Source organism: Pedobacter gandavensis, from assembly GCF_032678745.1.
Taxonomy (GTDB): Bacteria; Bacteroidota; Bacteroidia; order Sphingobacteriales; family Sphingobacteriaceae; genus Pedobacter; species Pedobacter gandavensis_C.
This window is the reverse complement of sequence record NZ_JAVTST010000002.1, coordinates 602,180-622,188: the sequence shown is the minus strand read 5'-3', so window position 1 is coordinate 622,188 and position 20,009 is coordinate 602,180. Positions and strand designations below refer to the sequence as shown.

The window sequence follows — 20,009 nt, the reverse complement described above, 5'->3', positions numbered from 1 at the left end:
TATGCAATTACAAGACGTTTTATATGGAATCGCAATAACAAACCTGGTTGGATCAACCAATAGGGAGATTACTGCGCTTGTTTTTGATTCCCGTCAGGTGGTTAAAGATGCGGTGTTCTTTGCAATTAAAGGAACGCTTTCAGATGGACATAAATATATTGACAATACGATACAGGCAGGTGCTGCGGTGATTGTTTGTGAGCAGATCCCTGCACAAACGGTTCCAGGTGTAGTTTATATAGCGGTAGACAATAGTTCGGTGGCTTTAGGAGAAATGGCGGCTAATTTTTATGGCAACCCTTCTTCAAAGTTGAAATTGGTAGGGATTACGGGTACAAATGGTAAAACGACGATCGCAACGATCTTGTTTAAGCTGTTCCGCAGTTTCGGGTATCATGTAGGCTTAATTTCTACTGTACAGAATCATATTGATGACCTGGTGATTCCAGCTACGCATACTACGCCAAATCCAATAGCTTTAAATGAGTTATTGCAGAAAATGGTGGATGCAGGTTGCGAATACTGCTTTATGGAGGTGAGCTCTCATGCCGTGGTTCAGCACCGTATTGAAGGTTTGGATTTTGTGGGTGGCGTGTTTTCGAACATCAGCCATGATCACCTGGATTTTCATAAAACCTTTGACAATTACATCAAAGCAAAGAAAGCTTTCTTCGATGGATTGCCAGCAGGCGCTTTTGCACTAACCAACCTGGACGATAGAAACGGAATGGTGATGTTGCAAAACACCAAAGCAAGTAAAATGACTTATGCTTTAAAACAGTTAGCTGATTTTAAAGCTAAAGTAGTAGAAAATAGTTTCAATGGTTTACACCTGGAAATTGATCAGGCAGATGTATTCTTTAAACTGGTAGGTTCTTTTAACGCTTATAATCTGCTTGCCGTTTACGGTACTGCAGTATTATTGGGGGAAGATAAATTGGAAGTGTTGACGGCATTGAGCAACCTTACCGGTGCTGAAGGCAGGTTTGACTACATGACTTCCAGCAACCAGATTATTGGGATTGTGGATTATGCACATACCCCGGATGCGGTGCAGAATGTGTTGAGTACCATCGCCGATATTAGAAAAGGCACAGAGCAGGTGATTACCATCATTGGTTGTGGTGGCGACAGAGATAAAACGAAACGTCCGATTATGGCGCAGGTGGCCTGCGATTGGAGCGATAAGGTGATCCTGACTTCGGACAACCCGAGATCAGAAAATCCACAAACGATAGTAGAGGAAATGGAAAAGGGCGTATCGCCTACAAATAAAAGGAAGACGTTGAGTATAGTAGATAGAAGAGAAGCGATTAAAACGGCTTGCCATTTAGCAAAACCAGGAGATATCATCCTGCTTGCTGGTAAAGGGCATGAAAAGTATCAGGAAATCAATGGCGTAAGGTATCATTTCGATGATAAGGAAATATTAATGGAACAGTTAAACTTGATCAGCTAATGTTATATTATTTATTCGAATATCTAAACGCAAATTACGATTTTCCGGGATTGAGGCTGTTTCAATACATCACTTTCCGTACTTCTTTAGCGATCATCATTTCTTTAATCATTACCACCGTTTTTGGTCGTAGTATTATTAACTATCTGCAAAAAATGCAGGTGGGTGAAACTGTTAGAAACCTGGGCCTGGAAGGACAAATGCAGAAAGCTGGTACGCCTACCATGGGTGGAATCATGATCCTGTTGGGGATTTTGGTGCCTACACTTTTATTGGCCAACCTTTCTAATATCTATGTGTTGTTGATGATCATTACTACGGTATGGATGGGGGTAATCGGCTTTGTAGATGATTACATTAAGGTTTTCAGAAAAAATAAAGAAGGTTTAGCAGGTAGGTTTAAAATCGTTGGACAAGTTGGTTTGGCTTTAATTATCGGCTGGACAATGTATTTCAATCCTAATATTGTGGTGCGTCAAACAGTAGATGAATCTGCGGTTTCCAAAGATTCTAATACACCAATGGTATTGCGACAAAAAGGAGAGAGCTTCTACTATACTCAGGATGTGAAATCAACGCTGACTAACGTTCCTTTTTATAAAAATAATGAGTTTGATTATGCCAAAGTCCTGAAATTTTTAGGAGATGGCTATGAGAAATATTCGGTGTTTGTGTTCTTGTTTTTCGTGGTGATTATTGTGACCGCGGTATCTAATGGGGCAAATATCACGGACGGGATCGATGGTCTCGCCACAGGAACTTCCGCCATTATCGGAATTACCCTGGGCTTGCTGGCTTATGTATCGGGTAATACCGTGATTGCCGACTACCTGAACATCATGTACATCCCGAACTCCGGCGAGCTGATGATCTTTGCAGGTGCCTTTGTTGGGGCTTGTGTAGGCTTCTTATGGTATAACTCTTACCCTGCACAGGTGTTTATGGGAGATACCGGAAGTTTAGCAATTGGTGGTATCATCGCCGCTTTTGCGATCATGATCCGTAAAGAATTATTAATCCCGGTTTTATGTGGGGTATTCCTGATTGAAAACTTATCAGTAATCATTCAGGTGAGCTATTTTAAATATACTAAAAAGCGGTTTGGAGAGGGAAAAAGGGTATTTTTGATGTCCCCTTTACACCACCACTATCAGAAAAAAGGATACCATGAAGCTAAAATCGTAACCCGATTCTGGATTATTGGAATTTTATTGGCCATCATTACGATCATTACTTTAAAACTTCGATAATGGAAAAGCAAAGGATAGTCGTTTTAGGGGCCGGTGAAAGTGGTGTGGGTGCAGCAATGTTAGCGCAGAAACAAGGATTTGAAGTTTTTGTATCTGATTTTGGTGCTATTCCTTCGCAGTATAAAGAACGTTTGCAAGAACTGAATATCGCCTTCGAAGAAAAGCAGCATACTGCTGAATTGATTTTGAATGCGACAGAAGTGGTGAAGAGCCCTGGGATTCCGGAAAAAGCACCTATGATCAAAGCGCTGAAAGCAAAAGGCATTTCAGTGATTTCGGAGATTGAGTTTGCGAAAAGATATACCAAGGCAAAAACGATCTGTATCACCGGGTCAAATGGTAAAACAACGACTTCCCTGTTGACCTACCATATTTTGAAGAATGCAGGCTTGAATGTTGCCCTTGCAGGAAATATTGGAAATAGCTTTGCTGCATTAGTAGCAACAGCTGATTTTGACTATTACGTATTGGAAATTTCCAGCTTTATGTTGGACGATATGTATGATTTCAGAGCTGATATCTCCATTTTATTGAACATTACGCCGGATCATTTGGATCGGTACGACTATAAACTGAGTAATTATGCAGCCTCGAAATTGCGTATCACTCAAAATCAGCAGAGTGATGATGTTTTCATTTATTGTGCTGATGACGACGAGACTTTGAAAGCAATGAAGTCTGTCAAAATCAATTCAGGAATGGTGGCTTTCTCTATCCGTAAGGAGATTGAAAATGGCGCCTACCTGGAAGGCAATAACATACACATCAACATTAACTTAAAAGAGGAATTAACCATGTCGATCACAGAATTAGCCTTGCAAGGCAAGCATAATGTTTATAATTCTATGGCTGCGGGCATAGTTGCGAAAATATTGGATATTAAAAATTCCGTGATTCGTGAGAGCATGAGTGATTTCAAAAATGTAGAACATCGCCTGGAACATGTGGGTAAAATCTCCGGCGTGGAGTATATCAACGATTCTAAAGCGACTAATGTGAACTCTACCTGGTATGCACTTGAAAGTGTTAATCCTGGGGTGATCCTGATTATGGGTGGGGTAGATAAAGGCAATGACTACAGTATGCTGAAGGACCTGGTTCGTGAGAAAGTTAGGGCGATTGTATGCTTAGGGAAAGACAACAAAAGAATCCATGAGGCTTTTGAAGATGATGTGGAAGTGATCGTGAATACGTTTTCTGCAAATGAAGCAGTTCAGGTGGCTTACCATCTGGCAAATAAAGGAAATACGGTGCTGTTATCACCGGCCTGCGCAAGTTTTGACCTGTTCAAAAATTACGAAGACCGTGGCAATCAGTTTAAAATGGCTGTGAAGGAACTATAAGTTATGATCGCAATTAATCAGATTTTAGATAAGACAAAAGGAGATCGCTGGATATGGCTGATCATTATCCTGTTGTCGCTGATCTCTATACTTACCGTGTATAGTGCGACGGGAACGTATGCCTATAAAGTCAATAAAACGGTTGAAAAGGTATTGTTGACGAAACACTTGATCTTCGTGATCATGGGTATAGGGATGATCTATATTGCGCATTTGCTGGACTATAAATATTATGCAGGGATCTCTAAAATCTTAATGATCATCACCATTCCACTGTTGTTTTATACTGCAGTGTTTGGAGCGAATATCAATGAGGCTTCCCGTTGGGTGAAGATTCCAGTGATTGGATTGACTTTCCAGACTTCCGATTTAGCGAAACTAGCCTTGATTACCTTTTTGGCGAGGATGCTGACGAAGAAGCAGGAGAATATTAAAGATGTAAAAGAAGCTTTTGTCCCGATTATGGGATCGGTTTGTGTGGTTTTTGCACTGATTGCATGGGCGAATTTATCGACAGCAATTATGTTGTTTGGCGTGAGTATCTTATTGCTGATTATCGGCAGGATCTCCATCAAGCAGATTTCAATAGTTTGTGCCGGTGGTGCAGTATTGCTATTGTTTATCGTGTTTTTAGGACCAAGGGCTGGAACGTATAAATCAAGGGTAAACTCCTTTTTGCACCCGGAGATGCAGAATTCTGATAAAACTTATCAAGCGGATCAATCGAAAATCGCGCTGGCAACAGGTGGTGTTTTTGGAAAAGGTCCGGGAAATAGTACGCAAAGGAACTTTTTACCGCACCCGTATTCGGATTTTATCTTCGCAATTATCGTGGAGGAATATGGTTTGTTAGGGGCGATGACAGTAATTGTGTTGTACCTGGTACTACTGTACCGATGTGTGCGGATTGTGACGCAGAGTCCCAAGGCCTTCGGGGCTTTACTGGCCGCGGGTTTGAGCTTTAGCTTAACGATACAGGCTTTTGCAAATATGGCCGTAGCCGTAGGTTTAGGTCCGGTTACCGGGGTGCCTTTACCATTGGTAAGTATGGGTGGTACTTCCATGATTTTCACCAGTATTGCCTTTGGAATTATCCTGAGTGTGAGCAGGGACGTAGAAGAGAATAGTAATAAAAAAGTAGTTGTAGGTGAGATCCCTGCAATAGATTAAAGAAGATGAAGAGAGCAACGAGAATAATTATTTCAGGTGGCGGTACTGGCGGACATATTTTTCCGGCCATATCGATAGCGAATGCTTTAAAACGCATGGAGCCGGGCTGTGAGATTTTATTTGTCGGCGCAACAGGCAGAATGGAAATGGAAAAAGTTCCTGCTGCCGGATATAAGATCATTGGTTTAAACATCAGCGGTTTCCAGAGAGGCTCGATCGTTAAAAATTTAAGTTTGCCATTTAAAATGCTTGGAAGCATGCGTAAAGCCTTGCAGTTAATTGCTGATTTTAAACCTGATGTAGTGGTTGGTGTGGGTGGCTATGCTTCCGGACCGATCTTATTTGCTGCATCACTAAAAAATATCCCTTACCTGATTCAGGAGCAAAACTCCTATGCCGGGGTAACCAATAAATGGTTAGGGAAAAAGGCTTCGAAAGTATGTGTGGCTTTTGATGATATGGATCAGTTTTTCCCTGCAGAGCATATCCTGAAAACAGGAAATCCGGTAAGGAAAGATGTGGTAGACATTGCACAGAAACATCACGCAGGTGCGGAATTGTTGAAACTGGATCCTTTAAAGAAAACCATTCTGGTAACAGGTGGGAGCTTAGGTGCAGGTACTTTAAACAAGAGCATTGAAAAGCATTTACAAGATTTAATTGCTGAGGATGTTCAGGTAATCTGGCAGACGGGTAAATATTATTATAAAGGAATTGTGGAGCGTTTAGGTTTGGATTACCATCCGAATGTATGTATTCTGGAGTTTCTGAATAAGATGGATATGGCTTATGCTGCTGCGGATGTAATTATTTCCAGAGCAGGTGCAGGCACAATTGCCGAGCTGTGTTTGATTAAAAAGCCGGTGATCCTGGTGCCTTCGCCAAATGTGGCAGAAGACCACCAGACAAAAAATGCAATGGCTTTGGTGAAACACCAGGCTGCACTTTTAATTGCCGATCGTTCTGCAGAAGATACCCTGGTATCAGAAGCATTGAGGTTGTTGAAAGATAAGGATCGCTGTAAAGTGCTTTCCGAAAATATAGGAAAAATGGCTTTGCCTGATGCGGATAACATCATTGCAGAAGAGGTGTTAATTTTAGCAGGGAAAGGAGGTCTAAGTGAAGTTAGATAAGATTAAGAGGATTTATTTTGTTGGCATTGGTGGGATTGGAATGAGTGCCCTTGCGCGTTACTTCAAAAACAGAGGTTGCGAGGTTTGTGGGTATGATAAGACCAGTACTAACCTGACAAAAGCTTTGGAAGACGAAGGGATTGCGATCTCTTATGTGGATGAAGTATTTTCTTTGCCAGTAGAATTTTTGACAAATGATGAATATACGTTGGTGGTGTATACCCCAGCGATTCCTAAGCATAGTGCCTTGTTGAATTATTTTCAGGAGCAGGGTTTTGTATTGAAGAAACGTTCGGAGGTTTTGGGAATCATTAGCGAAGGGCAGTTTTGTATTGCCGTTGCTGGAACCCATGGTAAGACCACTACTTCTTCGATCATTGCACATGTGCTGACGGACACCGGTTTTGGCTGTACTGCATTTTTAGGTGGTATTGCGAGTAATTACAACAGTAACTTTTTATTAGGTACCAACCATGTTGTAGTGGTGGAGGCCGATGAATATGACCGTTCTTTCCTGACTTTACATCCGGATTTAGCCGTGATCACTTCTATGGACGCGGATCATTTAGACATCTATGGTGATGCAAGTCAGCTGGAAGAGTCTTTTCGCTTGTTTGCCGGACAATTGAAGCCGGAAGGGACCTTGTTTGTCAAAGCAGGTTTGCCTTTAGAAGGAGGCCTTAGTTACAGCGTAGGGATGGCTTCTTCGATCAAAGGAGAAAACATTCGTGTTGCCGGATCTAAGTTTGTTTTTGACTATGTAGATGGGGAGGTTAAGATTGCAGATGTGCAATTGATGTTGCCTGGAAAACACAACGTTGAAAATGCAGTTGCAGCAATGGCAGTGGCCTTAAAGCTGGGCATTGATGCGGATAAAATAAAGGGCGCTATTGCCAGTTTTAAAGGAGTAAAAAGAAGATTTGAATACATAGTTGATACGAATAATCATATTTATATTGACGATTATGCACATCATCCAGAAGAATTAAAAGCTTGTTTTCATGCGGTGAGACAGCTGTATCCGGATAAGAAAATGACGGTGATTTTTCAGCCTCATTTGTTCAGTCGCACACGCGATTTTGCAGATGGATTTGCAGAAGTTTTGAGTACGGTAGATGACTTGATTTTATTGGAAATTTACCCTGCAAGAGAGCTGCCGATTGAAGGTGTGGACTCCTCGTTTTTGCTGAATAAAATCAGCCTTGGAACTAAGCAGATTTGCGCGAAAGACCTTGTGCTGGAGTTGATTAAAGATAAAAACCCAGAGCTGCTGATTACCGTTGGTGCTGGGGATATTGATACATTAATACAACCATTAAAAACTAATTTCACTAATGTTTAAAGACATCAATTGGAAATTTGTATTCAGGTGCTTTGCATGGGTTTTTTGCCTGTGTGGAGTGGTTGTGCTGATGAGTTTCATCAGCATGAAAAAGGATACGGTGACCATTACGAATGTCAAAATATTAATTCCTGGTGCGGATAATTTCATCGAGCGTGAAGAGATTGATGCGGTTTTAAAGCATAGCCAGGGCACTTTAATTGGTCGGAAGTTGGAAGATATCAACCTTCAGGCGATTGAGAAGAAGATCATTTCTAATCCATACATTGCCCGTGCCATTGTGTATGCGGATATGGATGGAGTGATCCACATTGAAATTACGCAGCGTCAGCCTATTTTAAGGGTGATTAATGCTGGTGGACAGGACTATTACATTGACCGAGACGGTTTGAAAATGCCGGTTTCTCCGAACTTTACTGCCAATGTTTTGGTGGCCAATGGAAACATCATGGAGCGTTTTAGCGGCCGGGTGGATACTTTAATCACCAAATTGGCAGCAGATTTGTATGAGACCGCATTGTTCATCAAAAGAGATACTTTGTGGGATGCACAAATCGAACAATTGTTCGTAGATGATAAGATGGATATTGAGTTGATCCCAAGAGTAGGTAACCAGCGCATCTTGCTGGGTTCTGCTGATTCCTTGCAGGTGAAAATGAGAAACCTTCTGGCGTTTTATAAGCAAGCCATGCCTAAAGTGGGATGGGATACCTATAAAACGATCAATATTAAATATACGAATCAGGTGGTTTGTGAAAAGAATAAGCCTGATTCGCAAATAGTAAATGGTGTGAAGCGGCCTGTGATTTCAGACACGGCAAAAGCGAATAGAGGTGTTGTTAGCAAATTGGTATTGCAGCAGATTGCAATGGAGATGAAAAACGATGCTGATGATCCTGATGTTCCGGATGGAAGCGTAGCCGTACAGCCAGCTAAGCCTCCGACAGTAAAGCCGGTTGTTAAAGCAGCTGCAGTGAAGAAGGCAGAAATTAAAAAGCCAGTAGCTAAGAAGCCGGAGCCGAAGAAGAAGACGGAACTGAAGCAGCCAGTTAAGACGACGGTAAAAGCTCCGGTTAAAAAGACGGAAAGCAAGCCAAAGCCGGCAGCAGTAAAACCTCCGGTCAAGAAGGCTGAAGCGAAAAAGCCAGTTGCGACTGCGGTTAAAAAGACGGCAACAACTACAGAGAAAAAAACAACTGCTAAGAAACCGGCAACGGCAGCAGAAAAGAGATAAAATACAGATACCAGAAAAACAACAAGAATATAACTCAGCAAATCGATATAGTTATGGGCAAAGAAAAATCTATCGTGCAGTCTCCAATCGTAGTAGGATTGGATATTGGTACTACAAAAATTTGCGTGATCGTTGGTCGGCGCACTCAGCATAAAAAAATAGAGGTATTGGGCATTGGAAAAGCGGAATCATCAGGGGTAACCCGTGGTGTGGTTTCGAACATCCAAAAAACAGTTCAGGGAATCGCACAGGCAGTGGAAGTTGCCAGCGGTCAATCGAATGTAGAAATCCGCGTGGTGAACGTTGGTATCGCTGGTCAGCATATCAAGAGTTTGCAGCACCGTGGGATTTTGACCAGGAGAGAGCTGAACAATGAAATTGGTAAGAAGGATATAGACAAATTAATCGACGATATGTTCAAACTGGTAATGCCCCCAGGAGAAGAAATCATCCATGTCTTGCCTCAGGAATTTACTATCGATAATGAGCCCGGCGTAAAAGACCCGATCGGAATGGCAGGAGTGCGTTTAGAAGCGAACTTCCACATCATTTCCGGACAGGTAACTGCGGTTAAAAATATCATGAGGTGCGTAACCAATGCCGGGTTGCAAACTCAGGAATTAATATTAGAGCCTCTTGCTTCTTCAGAGTCGGTGTTGAGCGACGAAGAGAAGGAAGCTGGTATTGCTTTAGTGGATATTGGTGGTGGTACGACCGATATTGCTATTTTTCATGAAGGCATCATCCGCCATACAGCAGTTATCCCATTTGGTGGTAACAGCGTAACGGAAGATATTCGTGAGGGATGTTCTGTGATGAGAAACCAGGCTGAATTGTTGAAGACCCGTTTCGGTTCTGCCCTGGCTGAAGAGAACAAAGAAAATGAGATCATTTGTGTTCCCGGACTTCGTGGAAGAGAGCCAAAAGAGATTTCTGTGAAAAACTTAGCTTATGTGATCCAGGCCCGTATGGAAGAAATCATTGAGCATGTTTATTATGAGATTAAGTCGTCTGGATATGAGAAAAAACTAATCGGTGGTGTAGTCATCACTGGTGGTGGTGCTTTGCTGAAACACCTTTCTCAACTGGTAGAATATGTAACTGGTTTGGATTGCCGCGTTGGTTATCCGAATGAGCATTTGTCGAAATATGAAGACATGCCAAAGACGATTTATGACGATTTGAAAAGCCCGATGTATGCAACCAGTGTTGGTTTGCTGATCAAAGGAATTCAAAAAGCAGAGGAGTTAATTGAAGAAATGAAACAACCAGGTGTTTATGTTGAAAAGCCGAAAGATCCTAAAGACAAAAACAAGAATTCTGGTGGTGGACTCTTCGATAAGCTTTTAGCGAAGGCTAAAGACTTTGTAAAAGACGATATGAACGTAAGCGACGAAGATTATATTAAATCATAAATACTTATCCACAATTAGCGATTTTTCCACATTCCAAACAGATTAATAAAAGCCCTGTTAAATTTTGGTATTATTACGTTGGTAGATGAACAGGAAAAACGAATTTTTAAACAACTGATTCATAAAGATATGCAGTTCGAAATGTTAAAAGATAAGTCATCAATCATCAAGGTAATTGGTGTTGGTGGCGGTGGTGGTAATGCGGTAAACCATATGTACCGTCAGGGAATTACAGGTGTAGACTTTATTATTTGTAATACAGATGCGCAAGCATTGGAGTTTAGTCCGATCCCTAACAAGGTACAATTGGGTGCTAGCTTAACAGAGGGAATGGGTGCAGGCTCAATCCCGGAGGTAGGAAAGAACTCAGCTATAGAGAATATAGATGACATCAAACAAATGCTGGGAAGCACCACAAAGATGTTGTTTATCACTGCCGGAATGGGTGGTGGTACCGGAACAGGCGCAAGCCCGATCATTGCTAAAGCCGCGAAAGAATTGGATATATTGACCGTTGCGATCGTGACTACGCCATTTGCCTTTGAAGGTAAAAGACGTAAGATGCAAGCCAATGATGGTCTGGATGAACTGAAGAAATATGTAGACTCTTACCTGGTTATCTCGAACGACAGGTTAAGGGAGATCTTTGGTAACCTGACTTTAGGTTCTGCTTTTGCACAGGCAGATGATATCTTAACTACCGCAGCTAAAGGAATTGCAGAGATCATTACAGTACCTGGATACATCAACGTGGATTTTAAGGATGTGCGTACGGTGATGAAGGACAGTGGGGTTTCGATCATGGGTAGTTTTGCTTGTGATGGTGAGAACAGAGCATTAAATGCAGTGGAAGGTGCTTTAGCTTCTCCATTGTTAAAAGATAACGAGATTGAAGGCGCCAGATATATTTTATTAAATATCAGTTCAGGATTACGTGAAGTAACGATGGATGAGGTGACGATTATCACGGACTATATTCAGGATAAAGCAGGACTTTCTGCGGACCTGATTTGGGGTAACTGTATTGATGAGAACCTGGAGGACAAATTATCGGTAACGATTATTGCGACAGGATTCCAGACTACGGAACAACGTGATGAAGAAAAAAAAAATGTAAGAAAAGTTTCTTTGCTTACGCCTGAGGAAGCACCATTGGTGAAACCGGTAGAGGCAGTGAATTCTTTTATTGCACCAAGACCAGAAGCATATTCAAATGAGCCAGTTATGAAATCTAAAGAAGAGATCAAGCAATCTGATCTTTTTGGTGATTTATACGGCAACAATAAAAGAGGCTATCAGGAGCCGGATAACAATGGTATTGTCAGACATACTTTAGTAGAAGAAGAGGCACCAGTTGCAGAGACACAAAATGATCCTTCATTTGAGTTTGAGGTAAAGGTAGCGGAAACTGATTTTACTTTTGAAAAACCAGAATCTGTATTCCATAACAATGTAGAGCCTCAACGTCAGGAAATCGCAGAAGCAGGAGCAGATGACGATAAGAATGATGATTCTATTGAAGATCAGTTGAAAAAATCTAAAGAAAGGATTTTGAGATTGAAAGACCTGAGCATGAAACTAAGAACCAGCAATGGTTTACAGGAACTGGAAAACGAGCCTGCTTATAAACGTAAGCAAATGCAGTTGGAGCAAGTTCAGCATTCTTCAGAGTCTCAGGTTTCGAGATTTACATTGAGTAATGATGAGGAAGGATCAACAGAGATCAGACCTAACAACTCATTTTTACATGATAACGTTGATTAGTCAGTCGGTTTAAATATTTAAAAAGCCTTAGCAATTTTCTTGTTAAGGCTTTTTTGGCATAATAATCGTGTGGCGAGGGCTAGCGGTTTAAAGCGCAGCCAGGTAAAATTGCTATTGAAGCAGATTAACCTTAAATTTGCAAAAAAATAAGATACATCACATTTAAATAAATACACATTGGATATTTTTGATAAAGTAGCAAAACGCATGGGACCGATTGGTCAGCACCAGAAATGGTCACATGGATATTTCTCTTTTCCTAAATTAGAGGGGGATATCGCACCTCACATGAATTTTCGTGGCAAAGAGCATTTAGTTTGGAGTTTAAACAACTATTTGGGTTTAGCTAATCACCCTGAAGTTAGGGAAGCGGATAAGCAGGGTGCGACTGATTTTGGTATGGCCTACCCGATGGGTGCAAGAATGATGTCTGGTAATTCTAAGTACCATGAGCAAATGGAGCATGAATTGGCAGAATTTGTAGGGAAAGAAGATGCGTTCTTATTGAACTTCGGTTACCAGGGTATGGTGTCTATCATCGATTGTTTAGTAGACAGAAATGACGTGATCGTTTACGATGCGGAATCTCATGCTTGTATTATCGATGGTTTACGTTTACATATGGGTAAACGTTTTGTTTACCAACACAATGATATTGAAAGTGCGCGTAAGCAATTGGAACGTGCTACTAAACTGACTGAACAGTCGGGTGGTGGTATTCTTTTGATTACTGAAGGTGTTTTCGGTATGTCAGGTGCGCAAGGTAAATTAAAGGAATTGATTGAATTGAAAAAAGAATTCAATTTCCGTTTATTGATCGACGATGCGCATGGTTTTGGTACAATGGGCCCAACAGGTGCAGGTACACATGAAGAACAAGGTTGTATTGATGGCGTAGATGTGTACTTCGGTACTTTCGCAAAATCAATGGCAGGTATTGGTGCTTTCGTTGCTTCTACACAGGAATTAACTAACTATTTCCGTTACAATATGCGTTCGCAGACTTTCGCGAAGGCTTTACCAATGCCAATGGTGATTGGTTTATTGAAGAGATTAGAGTTGTTGAAAAACAATCCGGAGTTAAGAGAGCGTCTTTGGTTGATCGCAACCAGCCTTCAAAAGGGCTTAAGAGAGCGCGGTTTTGATTTGGGTATTACCAATACAATGGTGACACCAGTGTTCTTAAAAGGCGAGTTGTTAGAGGCTACTGCATTAACAATGGACTTACGTGAGAACTATGGTATCTTCTGTTCGATTGTGGTTTATCCGGTGATCCCTAAGGGACTTATTGAGCTAAGGTTGATTCCAACCGCTGTTCACACAATGGAAGACGTACAGCGTACTTTAGACGCTTTTAGCGAGGTGTCTGAGAAATTGAAAACAGGTTATTATAAAGAACATCAGTTCTCTATGGCGTAGTCTTTTCGGTAAGAATACGGTAAGATTTCAGGAAAGACTGCTTTTTTTAAGCAGTCTTTTTTTTGTGGCTAAAAATTAGTTTTCAAAAGCCCTTTATTTATTGTCTGAAAATCTTTTTTTTATAGAATAAACACCTTACTTTAGTAATAGAGTATCAATCAAACCATTAAAAACTAAAAAGGAGTAAATTAACGATGAAAAAATTTAATGAAGCAAAAGAACTTGTTGCTGCTTTAGAAGCAGATGCAGACAAATTCTACAACAAAGCTAATAGCGCCGCAGGAACACGTGTTCGTAAAGGTATGCAGGATCTTAAGAACTTAGCTCAAGCGATTCGTTTGGAAGTTCAGGAAACTAAAAACAAAGAGGCGAAGTAAGCTTTTTGATTCAAAAAAAAAGCGTCCAGGCAACCGGGACGCTTTTTTTTATGGAATAAGGTTTTGCTTTTAAGCTGTAATTCTGTTGGTTTCTGCGATAATCGCTTTGCGAAGGTCCTCAGTTACCTGTACCAATGGCAAACGCACATAGTCATCACATACGCCTAATTGTTTCAGGGCTGCTTTTACACCACCAGGGTTTCCTTCTGCGAAGATTAGTCTGGTGAACTCAATTAAGTTCAGGTGTAAAGGAGTTGCCGCTTTGAAATCACCGTTTAAGCACAATCTGATCATATCAGACAATTGCTTAGGTAAAGCGTTTCCTACTACGGAGATTACCCCAACAGCACCTAATGCGATCATTGGCATTGCTACCGGATCATCACCAGAGATCAACATGAAATCTGCTGGTTTATCACGCAGGATTTGGTTGAACTGATCGAAACTTCCAGACGCTTCTTTTGTTCCAATGATGTTTTTGAAATCATTAGCTAAGCGGCAAGTGGTTTCAGGGCTTACATTGCTACCCGTACGACCTGGTACATTGTATAAAAACACAGGCAATGCACTGGCTTCCGATACTGCTTTATAGTGTTGGTAAATGCCTTCCTGAGTTGGCTTATTATAATATGGACTGGCAGATAAAATGGCATCATAACCAGCTATTTCGAATTCTTTTATACTTTGAGCAAGTTCAGCTGTATCATTCCCTCCGATACCTGCTACCAGCGGTAAACGGCCATTGTTAATTTCAGCAGTAAATTCCCAGATCTTCTTCTTGTCGCTCTTATTCAGTGTTGATGCTTCTCCCGTTGTACCTAAAGATACCAGGTATTCTACTTTTCCTTCAACAAGGTGATTGATCAGGTTTTTAAGGCCTGCATAATCCACTGTTCCGTCTGCATTAAATGGGGTGACCAATGCCACACCCGTTCCGTGAAATTTGTTCATCTTTTTTATTTACTTCAATAACGCTAATAGGTCATCCTGTGAAATCAGGGGGACATTCAATTTATTTGCCTTTTCCAATTTAGAAGGTCCCATGTTATCACCCGCGACAAGGTAGTTGAGCTTTGCGGAAATTCCGCTCAGGATCTTACCACCATTGCTTTCTATTATCTCTTTGAGTTCTTCCCTACTGTAATTGTCAAAAACTCCCGAAATTACGAATGTTTTTCCAGTTAACTTGTCACTTTGCAGGGTAATTTCTTTTTCTACCACTTCAAACTGCAGTCCGTACGACTTTAACAGCTCAATTTGCTGTATATGTTCTGGTTTTGCGAAGTATTCTATGATACTTTCTGCGATTCTCTGGCCGATTTCATCTATTGCAGTGAGTTCTTCTACCGTTGCCGTCATTAACTTGTCGATGTTCCTGGTTCCGATAGCTAATTTACGTGCTACAGTTTCACCGACATATCTGATACCTAATCCGAAAAGCACCTTTTCAAAAGGCATTTGCTTAGAGTTTTCAATTCCTTTCAGCATGTTTTCAATGGAACGCTCTCCGAAACGGTCGAGGGTTTTCAGGTCTTCGGATCTTTCTTTCAGGGTATACAGGTCGCTGATGTGTGCAATCAGACCACGCTGGTAAAAGGTTTCGATGGTTTCGTCACCTAATCCGTCGATATTCATCGCCTTGCGGCCGATAAAATGCTGGATTTTACCTACAATTTGCGGCGGACAAGCTTCGTCATTCGGACAATAAAAGGCTACTTCTCCTTCTTTTCTGACCAATGGGGTGTTACATTCCGGGCATTCGGTCAGGTAATGTATTTTTAGGGCCCCCGGTTTACGTTTCTCCAGGTTTACATTGATGATTTTAGGAATGATCTCACCACCTTTCTCTACAAATACAGTATCTCCTTCATGAAGATCCAGTCTTTCGATCTCATTAGCATTGTGTAGGGTGGCTCTTTTTACCGTTGTTCCGGCCAGTTGAACTGGTTTTAAATTGGCAACCGGGGTTACCGCACCGGTTCTTCCTACCTGGTAACTTACTTTTTCCAGAATGGTTTCTACTTCCTGTGCTTTGTATTTATAAGAGATGGCCCAACGTGGAGATTTGGCGGTAAAGCCCAATTCCTGTTGTTGTGCATAGCTGTTTACTTTGATCACAATCCCATCAATATCATAAGAAAGCTTGAAACGCTTTTCTTCCCATTTGTGGACAAATGCCAATACATCATCGATGGTACTGCTTAGTTCCGTATGTTCACATACATTGAAACCCCATTCTTTTAAGCTTTGCAGGCTTTCCCAATGGGTTTTGAAATAGTTTTTATCGGTGTTAAGTGAATATAGGAAGCAGTCCAATGGTCGTCTGGCGACTTCTTTGGAATCCTGCATTTTAACGGTTCCTGCGGCAAAGTTTCTAGGGTTTGCATATTGTACCTCTCCAAGCTCTTCGCGTTCTCTGTTGAGGCGGTCGAAGGCTGCACGGTGCATAAATATCTCTCCTCTGATTTCAAACAGTGGAGGAACGCTTTCGTCTTTTAACTGATGGGGGATATTGCTAATGGTTTTGATATTGGTGGTTACATCATCGCCTTTGGTACCATCACCACGGGTAACTGCACGAACGAGTTTGTTATTTTCGTAGGTTAAGCTGATCGATAGTCCATCGAATTTAAGCTCACATACATATTGAAACTGATCTCCAATTGCTTTTCGAACACGTTCGTCGAAGTCGCGCAGGTCTTGTTCGTTATAGGTATTCCCTAAAGAAAGCATTGGCCAGCGGTGGTTGACAGTCTTGAAAGATTTAGTGATATCTCCGCCAACTTTCTGTGTAGGGGAGTTCGGGTCAGCGAATTCCGGATGTGCTTTTTCAAGCTGATCCAGTTCGGCTAGTTTCTTATCGAATTCGTAATCTGCAATGGTCGGCATGGCCAATACATAATAATTGTAACTATGCTGGTTAAGCTCCTTAACCAAGGCTTCCATTTTGTCTTTTATCTCCATAAGTGGCATAAGACAAAGATAGAAAAACTCAGATTATAAAGGGGGTAGAATAGCTTCTATGCGGTTAAAAATATCCAGGTATTCCGGTTCCAGTGTATCACGGTAAATGATAAGTTGTTCGGTCAGCATTTCTGTTTGTGCTTCGGTAAAAGGAGCCGACCAGATGCGCATACAGATTCTGTTGAGGGCATAAGAGATATTTTCTATCTTTTGATAGCTGAATAGGTAACGGCTAGTGATGAAGTTCTCCAGGAATTTAAGGAATACGCTGGTATCTGCTACACCACAGTTTTTCAGGAAGATTTCTATTGCTTTTTTATCTGATTTGATGAGTTGTTCGTAAAAGGTGTTGATGTTTACGGTGCCTTTTACGGTAAGAATGTGGTCTAGTACCAGTTCAATCCCAATATGAGCGAGGAAAAACGGTTTCACCGGACTGTTTTCACAGGCAGGTAAGATCAGTTGCTTTAAGGCATTGGTTTGTACTTTGAAGAAGTCTGAATTGTGGAAAACCCGGTCTACTTCCAAGTGTCTTTCCCAGCCTTTTAACAGGGATTGCTGGATGGGGTCCTGTAAAAACAGGTGTTTTTCTTTTAATGGATAGAGGTTACTTTCTTTCTGCGCGTTTTTGACCAGATCGGGCAAAATAACGCCTATGACCATGTTTTCGTCAGGGTTGCTTCGTTCAAAATAATAGTGGGAAAGAAAGTTCATGGCTTTAAAAGTAGCGATTTTTGTTTGGTTTTTGTCTTATATTTGCGGCAAACTAAGGAGATACATAATGACCAATTTCGTTGAAGAGTTACGCTGGAGAGGCATGTTGCAGGATATAATGCCTGGTACTGAAGAAAAATTAAATGAAGGAATGACATCGGGATATATAGGTTTCGATCCAACGGCAGATTCACTGCATGTGGGCCACCTGACTCAGATCATGACTTTGATTCATTTTCAACGTGCAGGACATAAACCTTATGCTTTGGTAGGCGGAGCAACCGGAATGGTTGGTGATCCTTCAGGTAAATCTGATGAGCGTAACCTGCAAACAGAGGATATGGTAGAGCATAACCTTGCGGGAATGAGAAAGCAACTTTCGAAATTCCTGAACTTTGAAGAAGCAGGAAACGGTGCAGTAATGGTGAACAATAATGATTGGTTTAAGGATATGAATCTTTTTACTTTTATCAGAGATGTTGGTAAGCACATTACGGTAAACTATATGATGGCAAAAGACAGTGTAAAGAGACGTCTTGAAGGTGATTCAGGATTGTCATTTACAGAGTTTTGCTACCAGTTGATTCAGGGTTTCGACTTTTACTACTTATGGAAACACCACAACTGTTTAATTCAGATGGGTGGATCTGATCAGTGGGGAAATATCGTGACTGGTACGGAATTGATCAGACGTAAAGATGCAGGAACTGCTTTTGCGGTAACTACAAAGTTGATTAAGAAAGCTGATGGTACTAAATTCGGGAAAACGGAAAGCGGTGCAGTTTGGTTAGCTCCAGAGAAAACTTCTCCATACAAATTCTACCAGTTCTGGTTGAATGCTTCTGATGATGATACTAAAAAATGGATCAGAATCTTCACGTTAAAAACACAGGAAGAAATCGAAGCTTTAGAAGTAGAGCATGATGCAGCACCTCATTTGCGCATCTTGCAGAAAGCATTGGCGGAAGATATCACGGTGAGAACGCATTCTGTAGAGGCTTTGGAAACTGCGATTAAAACTTCGGAGTTTTTATTCGGTAATGGTTCTTTAGAGTTCTTTAAGACTTTAAATGAAACTCAGGTATTGGAAATTTTTGAGGGTATTCCTCAGTTTGAAATTTCTAAAGAGGAGTTGATGTTGGGTATTGACGCGGCGACATTACTTGCTGAAAAATCGGCAGTATTTGCTTCTAAAGGTGAAGCTAAGAAATTGATTCAAGGTGGTGGTGTATCTGTAAACAGAGAGAAACTGAAAGATGCAGCAGAAGTAATTGGATCTGAACATCTTTTGAATGATCAGTTTATCATTGTGCAAAAAGGAAAGAAAAACTACTTCTTATTGCAGGTAAAATAAGGGTGTTATTATAAAATAAAGAATCCCGGTTTGATGAAAACCGGGATTTTTTTTGCTTTTTATTTTACTGAACGAGTAGATTGCATCCTCTGATATCTGCATTGTCAAAGCGGCCAAGGACTTCGAAAGAACCATCAGGGAATACGCGACCTAGGTCCTGGGTAGCGATGAAAGCGCAGGAATTGACATTTGAAAGATCAATGACATTAATGCCACCACTGCTTTTATTGCTGATTAGACTTAAAGGGTCGTTGGTGTCACGCAGGTAGATTTTCATCCAGGGTGGACAGTTAAAAACACCTTTTCCATTAGAATAAGCTTGTCCTAGCAATTCGGTCATGCCATATTCGCTATGGATATCGGCTACGCCAAAACCATCTTGTAGTAATTGGTGTAGTTCTTCACGTACCATTTCTTTTCTTTTTCCTTTCATACCACCAGTTTCCATGACTACGAGTTCCGGGAAATCGATTTGATATTTTTCGATAAAGTCGAGCAGGGCATAGGTCACGCCGATCAGGATGGTCTTTTGCTTGCTGGCTTGTAGTTGTGTTAGTTTTTGATGTAATTCTTCATGGTTGTGCAGGAAATAGCCACTATCGGGATGTTTACTGTCGCGGATTAAAGCATCTACCATATAGATCAGGGAAGATCCCTCACGTTCCAGATAGGATGGCAGTAAGGCCAGGAAACAAGTGTTTTCTATGGGACCATAAAACTGTTGAAAGGCCAGGTTAAAACTCTGGTCGTACACGGAAAGGTCTGTTACCAGGTGTTTACTTTGGGACATTCCGGTGGTACCGGAGCTACTAAAGGTAATTTCCGCCGGGGCTGTGCTGCTCAATACTTCATGTGTTTTGAAAAAGCCGATGGGTAAAAACGGAATGTCTTTTGAAGACTTTATTGCCTCTGGTTGCAGTCTCAGGTGCGACATATAGGCTTTATAGACCTTACAGTTTTCTGCCTGGTGTTTAAACACCTCCAGGCAGGTTTCTTCAAACTGTTCGTTATTGGAGATAGAAAATATTTGCTTGATTAAGTCCTTCACGCTGCAAAAGTACAAAGAAAGCT

The 20,009-nt window shown here is 41.2% G+C and carries 16 protein-coding genes; 12 read left to right on the top strand and 4 right to left on the bottom strand.

Annotated features, from left to right (window positions below; genetic code table 11):
• Position 1 precedes the first annotated feature (1 nt).
• The 11 genes from R2S10_RS10425 to R2S10_RS10375 all read left to right on the top strand — a co-directional run bounded on the left by R2S10_RS10425 (position 2) and on the right by R2S10_RS10375 (position 13,906).
• A complete protein-coding gene (locus tag R2S10_RS10425; protein WP_316840387.1) occupies positions 2-1,459 on the top strand; it encodes a UDP-N-acetylmuramoyl-L-alanyl-D-glutamate--2,6-diaminopimelate ligase in 1,458 nt (485 codons plus the stop codon).
• Positions 1,459-2,709, top strand: coding sequence for a phospho-N-acetylmuramoyl-pentapeptide-transferase (gene mraY, locus R2S10_RS10420; protein WP_316840386.1), 1,251 nt, complete (start codon positions 1,459-1,461; stop codon positions 2,707-2,709). Before R2S10_RS10425 ends, mraY begins: the two co-directional genes overlap by 1 nt.
• Positions 2,709-4,052 (top strand): UDP-N-acetylmuramoyl-L-alanine--D-glutamate ligase, encoded by a 1,344-nt coding sequence (gene murD, locus R2S10_RS10415; RefSeq protein WP_316840385.1) that lies wholly within the window; start codon positions 2,709-2,711, stop codon positions 4,050-4,052. Before mraY ends, murD begins: the two co-directional genes overlap by 1 nt.
• 3 nt (positions 4,053-4,055) lie before the next feature.
• Positions 4,056-5,222, top strand: a complete 1,167-nt coding sequence (locus tag R2S10_RS10410) for an FtsW/RodA/SpoVE family cell cycle protein (protein WP_316840384.1) — start codon at positions 4,056-4,058, stop codon at positions 5,220-5,222.
• A gap of 5 nt (positions 5,223-5,227) precedes the next feature.
• Complete coding sequence (gene murG / locus R2S10_RS10405) at positions 5,228-6,355, top strand: undecaprenyldiphospho-muramoylpentapeptide beta-N-acetylglucosaminyltransferase (protein ID WP_316840383.1); 1,128 nt, start codon at positions 5,228-5,230, stop codon at positions 6,353-6,355.
• Positions 6,342-7,697: a UDP-N-acetylmuramate--L-alanine ligase gene (gene murC / locus R2S10_RS10400; protein ID WP_316840382.1), complete on the top strand. Its 1,356-nt coding sequence runs from the start codon at positions 6,342-6,344 to the stop codon at positions 7,695-7,697. The genes murG and murC overlap by 14 nt, the downstream gene beginning before the upstream one ends.
• Complete coding sequence (locus tag R2S10_RS10395; protein WP_316840381.1) at positions 7,690-8,931, top strand: cell division protein FtsQ; 1,242 nt, start codon at positions 7,690-7,692, stop codon at positions 8,929-8,931. The genes murC and R2S10_RS10395 overlap by 8 nt, the downstream gene beginning before the upstream one ends.
• 53 nt (positions 8,932-8,984) lie before the next feature.
• A complete protein-coding gene (ftsA, locus tag R2S10_RS10390) occupies positions 8,985-10,346 on the top strand; it encodes a cell division protein FtsA (RefSeq protein WP_316840380.1) in 1,362 nt (453 codons plus the stop codon).
• Positions 10,347-10,475: 129 nt separating this feature from the next.
• Entirely contained in the window at positions 10,476-12,110 is a 1,635-nt protein-coding gene (gene ftsZ / locus R2S10_RS10385) for a cell division protein FtsZ (RefSeq protein ID WP_316840379.1), read from the top strand.
• 177 nt (positions 12,111-12,287) lie between these two features.
• Complete coding sequence (locus R2S10_RS10380; protein ID WP_316840378.1) at positions 12,288-13,529, top strand: aminotransferase class I/II-fold pyridoxal phosphate-dependent enzyme; 1,242 nt, start codon at positions 12,288-12,290, stop codon at positions 13,527-13,529.
• Positions 13,530-13,723: 194 nt separating this feature from the next.
• On the top strand, positions 13,724-13,906 hold the full coding sequence (locus R2S10_RS10375) for a histone H1 (protein ID WP_316840377.1): 183 nt from the start codon (positions 13,724-13,726) through the stop codon (positions 13,904-13,906).
• Between the two features lie 69 nt (positions 13,907-13,975).
• On the opposite strand, the gene dapA is transcribed toward R2S10_RS10375, so the two are convergent.
• From dapA to R2S10_RS10360, 3 genes are read right to left on the bottom strand one after another with little or no spacing between them, the layout of a single operon-like run.
• Positions 13,976-14,857 carry a 4-hydroxy-tetrahydrodipicolinate synthase gene (dapA, locus tag R2S10_RS10370; RefSeq protein ID WP_316840376.1) on the bottom strand — a complete coding sequence of 294 codons (882 nt, stop codon included), beginning with the start codon at positions 14,855-14,857 and terminating at the stop codon, positions 13,976-13,978.
• 9 nt (positions 14,858-14,866) lie between these two features.
• Positions 14,867-16,879 (bottom strand): NAD-dependent DNA ligase LigA, encoded by a 2,013-nt coding sequence (ligA, locus tag R2S10_RS10365; RefSeq protein WP_316840375.1) that lies wholly within the window; start codon positions 16,877-16,879, stop codon positions 14,867-14,869.
• A 24-nt stretch (positions 16,880-16,903) separates the two neighbouring features.
• The gene (locus tag R2S10_RS10360; RefSeq protein WP_316840374.1) at positions 16,904-17,584 is read right to left on the bottom strand and encodes a hypothetical protein; all 681 of its coding nucleotides are present in this window, start codon (positions 17,582-17,584) and stop codon (positions 16,904-16,906) included.
• 67 nt (positions 17,585-17,651) lie between these two features.
• Here R2S10_RS10360 and tyrS point away from each other — a divergent pair, with 67 nt between their 5' ends.
• Complete coding sequence (tyrS, locus tag R2S10_RS10355) at positions 17,652-18,938, top strand: tyrosine--tRNA ligase (protein WP_316840373.1); 1,287 nt, start codon at positions 17,652-17,654, stop codon at positions 18,936-18,938.
• A gap of 64 nt (positions 18,939-19,002) precedes the next feature.
• On the opposite strand, the gene R2S10_RS10350 is transcribed toward tyrS, so the two are convergent.
• A complete protein-coding gene (locus R2S10_RS10350; protein WP_316840372.1) occupies positions 19,003-19,986 on the bottom strand; it encodes an acyl transferase in 984 nt (327 codons plus the stop codon).
• Positions 19,987-20,009: the final 23 nt, after the last annotated feature.

Excerpts from the sequence above, each read along its gene's own strand:
- dapA (WP_316840376.1), bottom strand. The coding sequence starts at position 14,857 with ATGAACAAATTTCACGGAACGGGTGTGGCATTGGTCACCCCATTTAAT.
- R2S10_RS10425 (WP_316840387.1), top strand. The coding sequence starts at position 2 with ATGCAATTACAAGACGTTTTATATGGAATCGCAATAACAAACCTGGTT.
- ligA (WP_316840375.1), bottom strand. The coding sequence starts at position 16,879 with ATGCCACTTATGGAGATAAAAGACAAAATGGAAGCCTTGGTTAAGGAG.
- R2S10_RS10410 (WP_316840384.1), top strand. The coding sequence starts at position 4,056 with ATGATCGCAATTAATCAGATTTTAGATAAGACAAAAGGAGATCGCTGG.
- ftsA (WP_316840380.1), top strand. The coding sequence starts at position 8,985 with ATGGGCAAAGAAAAATCTATCGTGCAGTCTCCAATCGTAGTAGGATTG.
- R2S10_RS10360 (WP_316840374.1), bottom strand. The coding sequence starts at position 17,584 with ATGAACTTTCTTTCCCACTATTATTTTGAACGAAGCAACCCTGACGAA.
- tyrS (WP_316840373.1), top strand. The coding sequence starts at position 17,652 with ATGACCAATTTCGTTGAAGAGTTACGCTGGAGAGGCATGTTGCAGGAT.
- R2S10_RS10375 (WP_316840377.1), top strand. The coding sequence starts at position 13,724 with ATGAAAAAATTTAATGAAGCAAAAGAACTTGTTGCTGCTTTAGAAGCA.
- R2S10_RS10395 (WP_316840381.1), top strand. The coding sequence starts at position 7,690 with ATGTTTAAAGACATCAATTGGAAATTTGTATTCAGGTGCTTTGCATGG.
- mraY (WP_316840386.1), top strand. The coding sequence starts at position 1,459 with ATGTTATATTATTTATTCGAATATCTAAACGCAAATTACGATTTTCCG.
- ftsZ (WP_316840379.1), top strand. The coding sequence starts at position 10,476 with ATGCAGTTCGAAATGTTAAAAGATAAGTCATCAATCATCAAGGTAATT.
- murD (WP_316840385.1), top strand. The coding sequence starts at position 2,709 with ATGGAAAAGCAAAGGATAGTCGTTTTAGGGGCCGGTGAAAGTGGTGTG.
- murG (WP_316840383.1), top strand. The coding sequence starts at position 5,228 with ATGAAGAGAGCAACGAGAATAATTATTTCAGGTGGCGGTACTGGCGGA.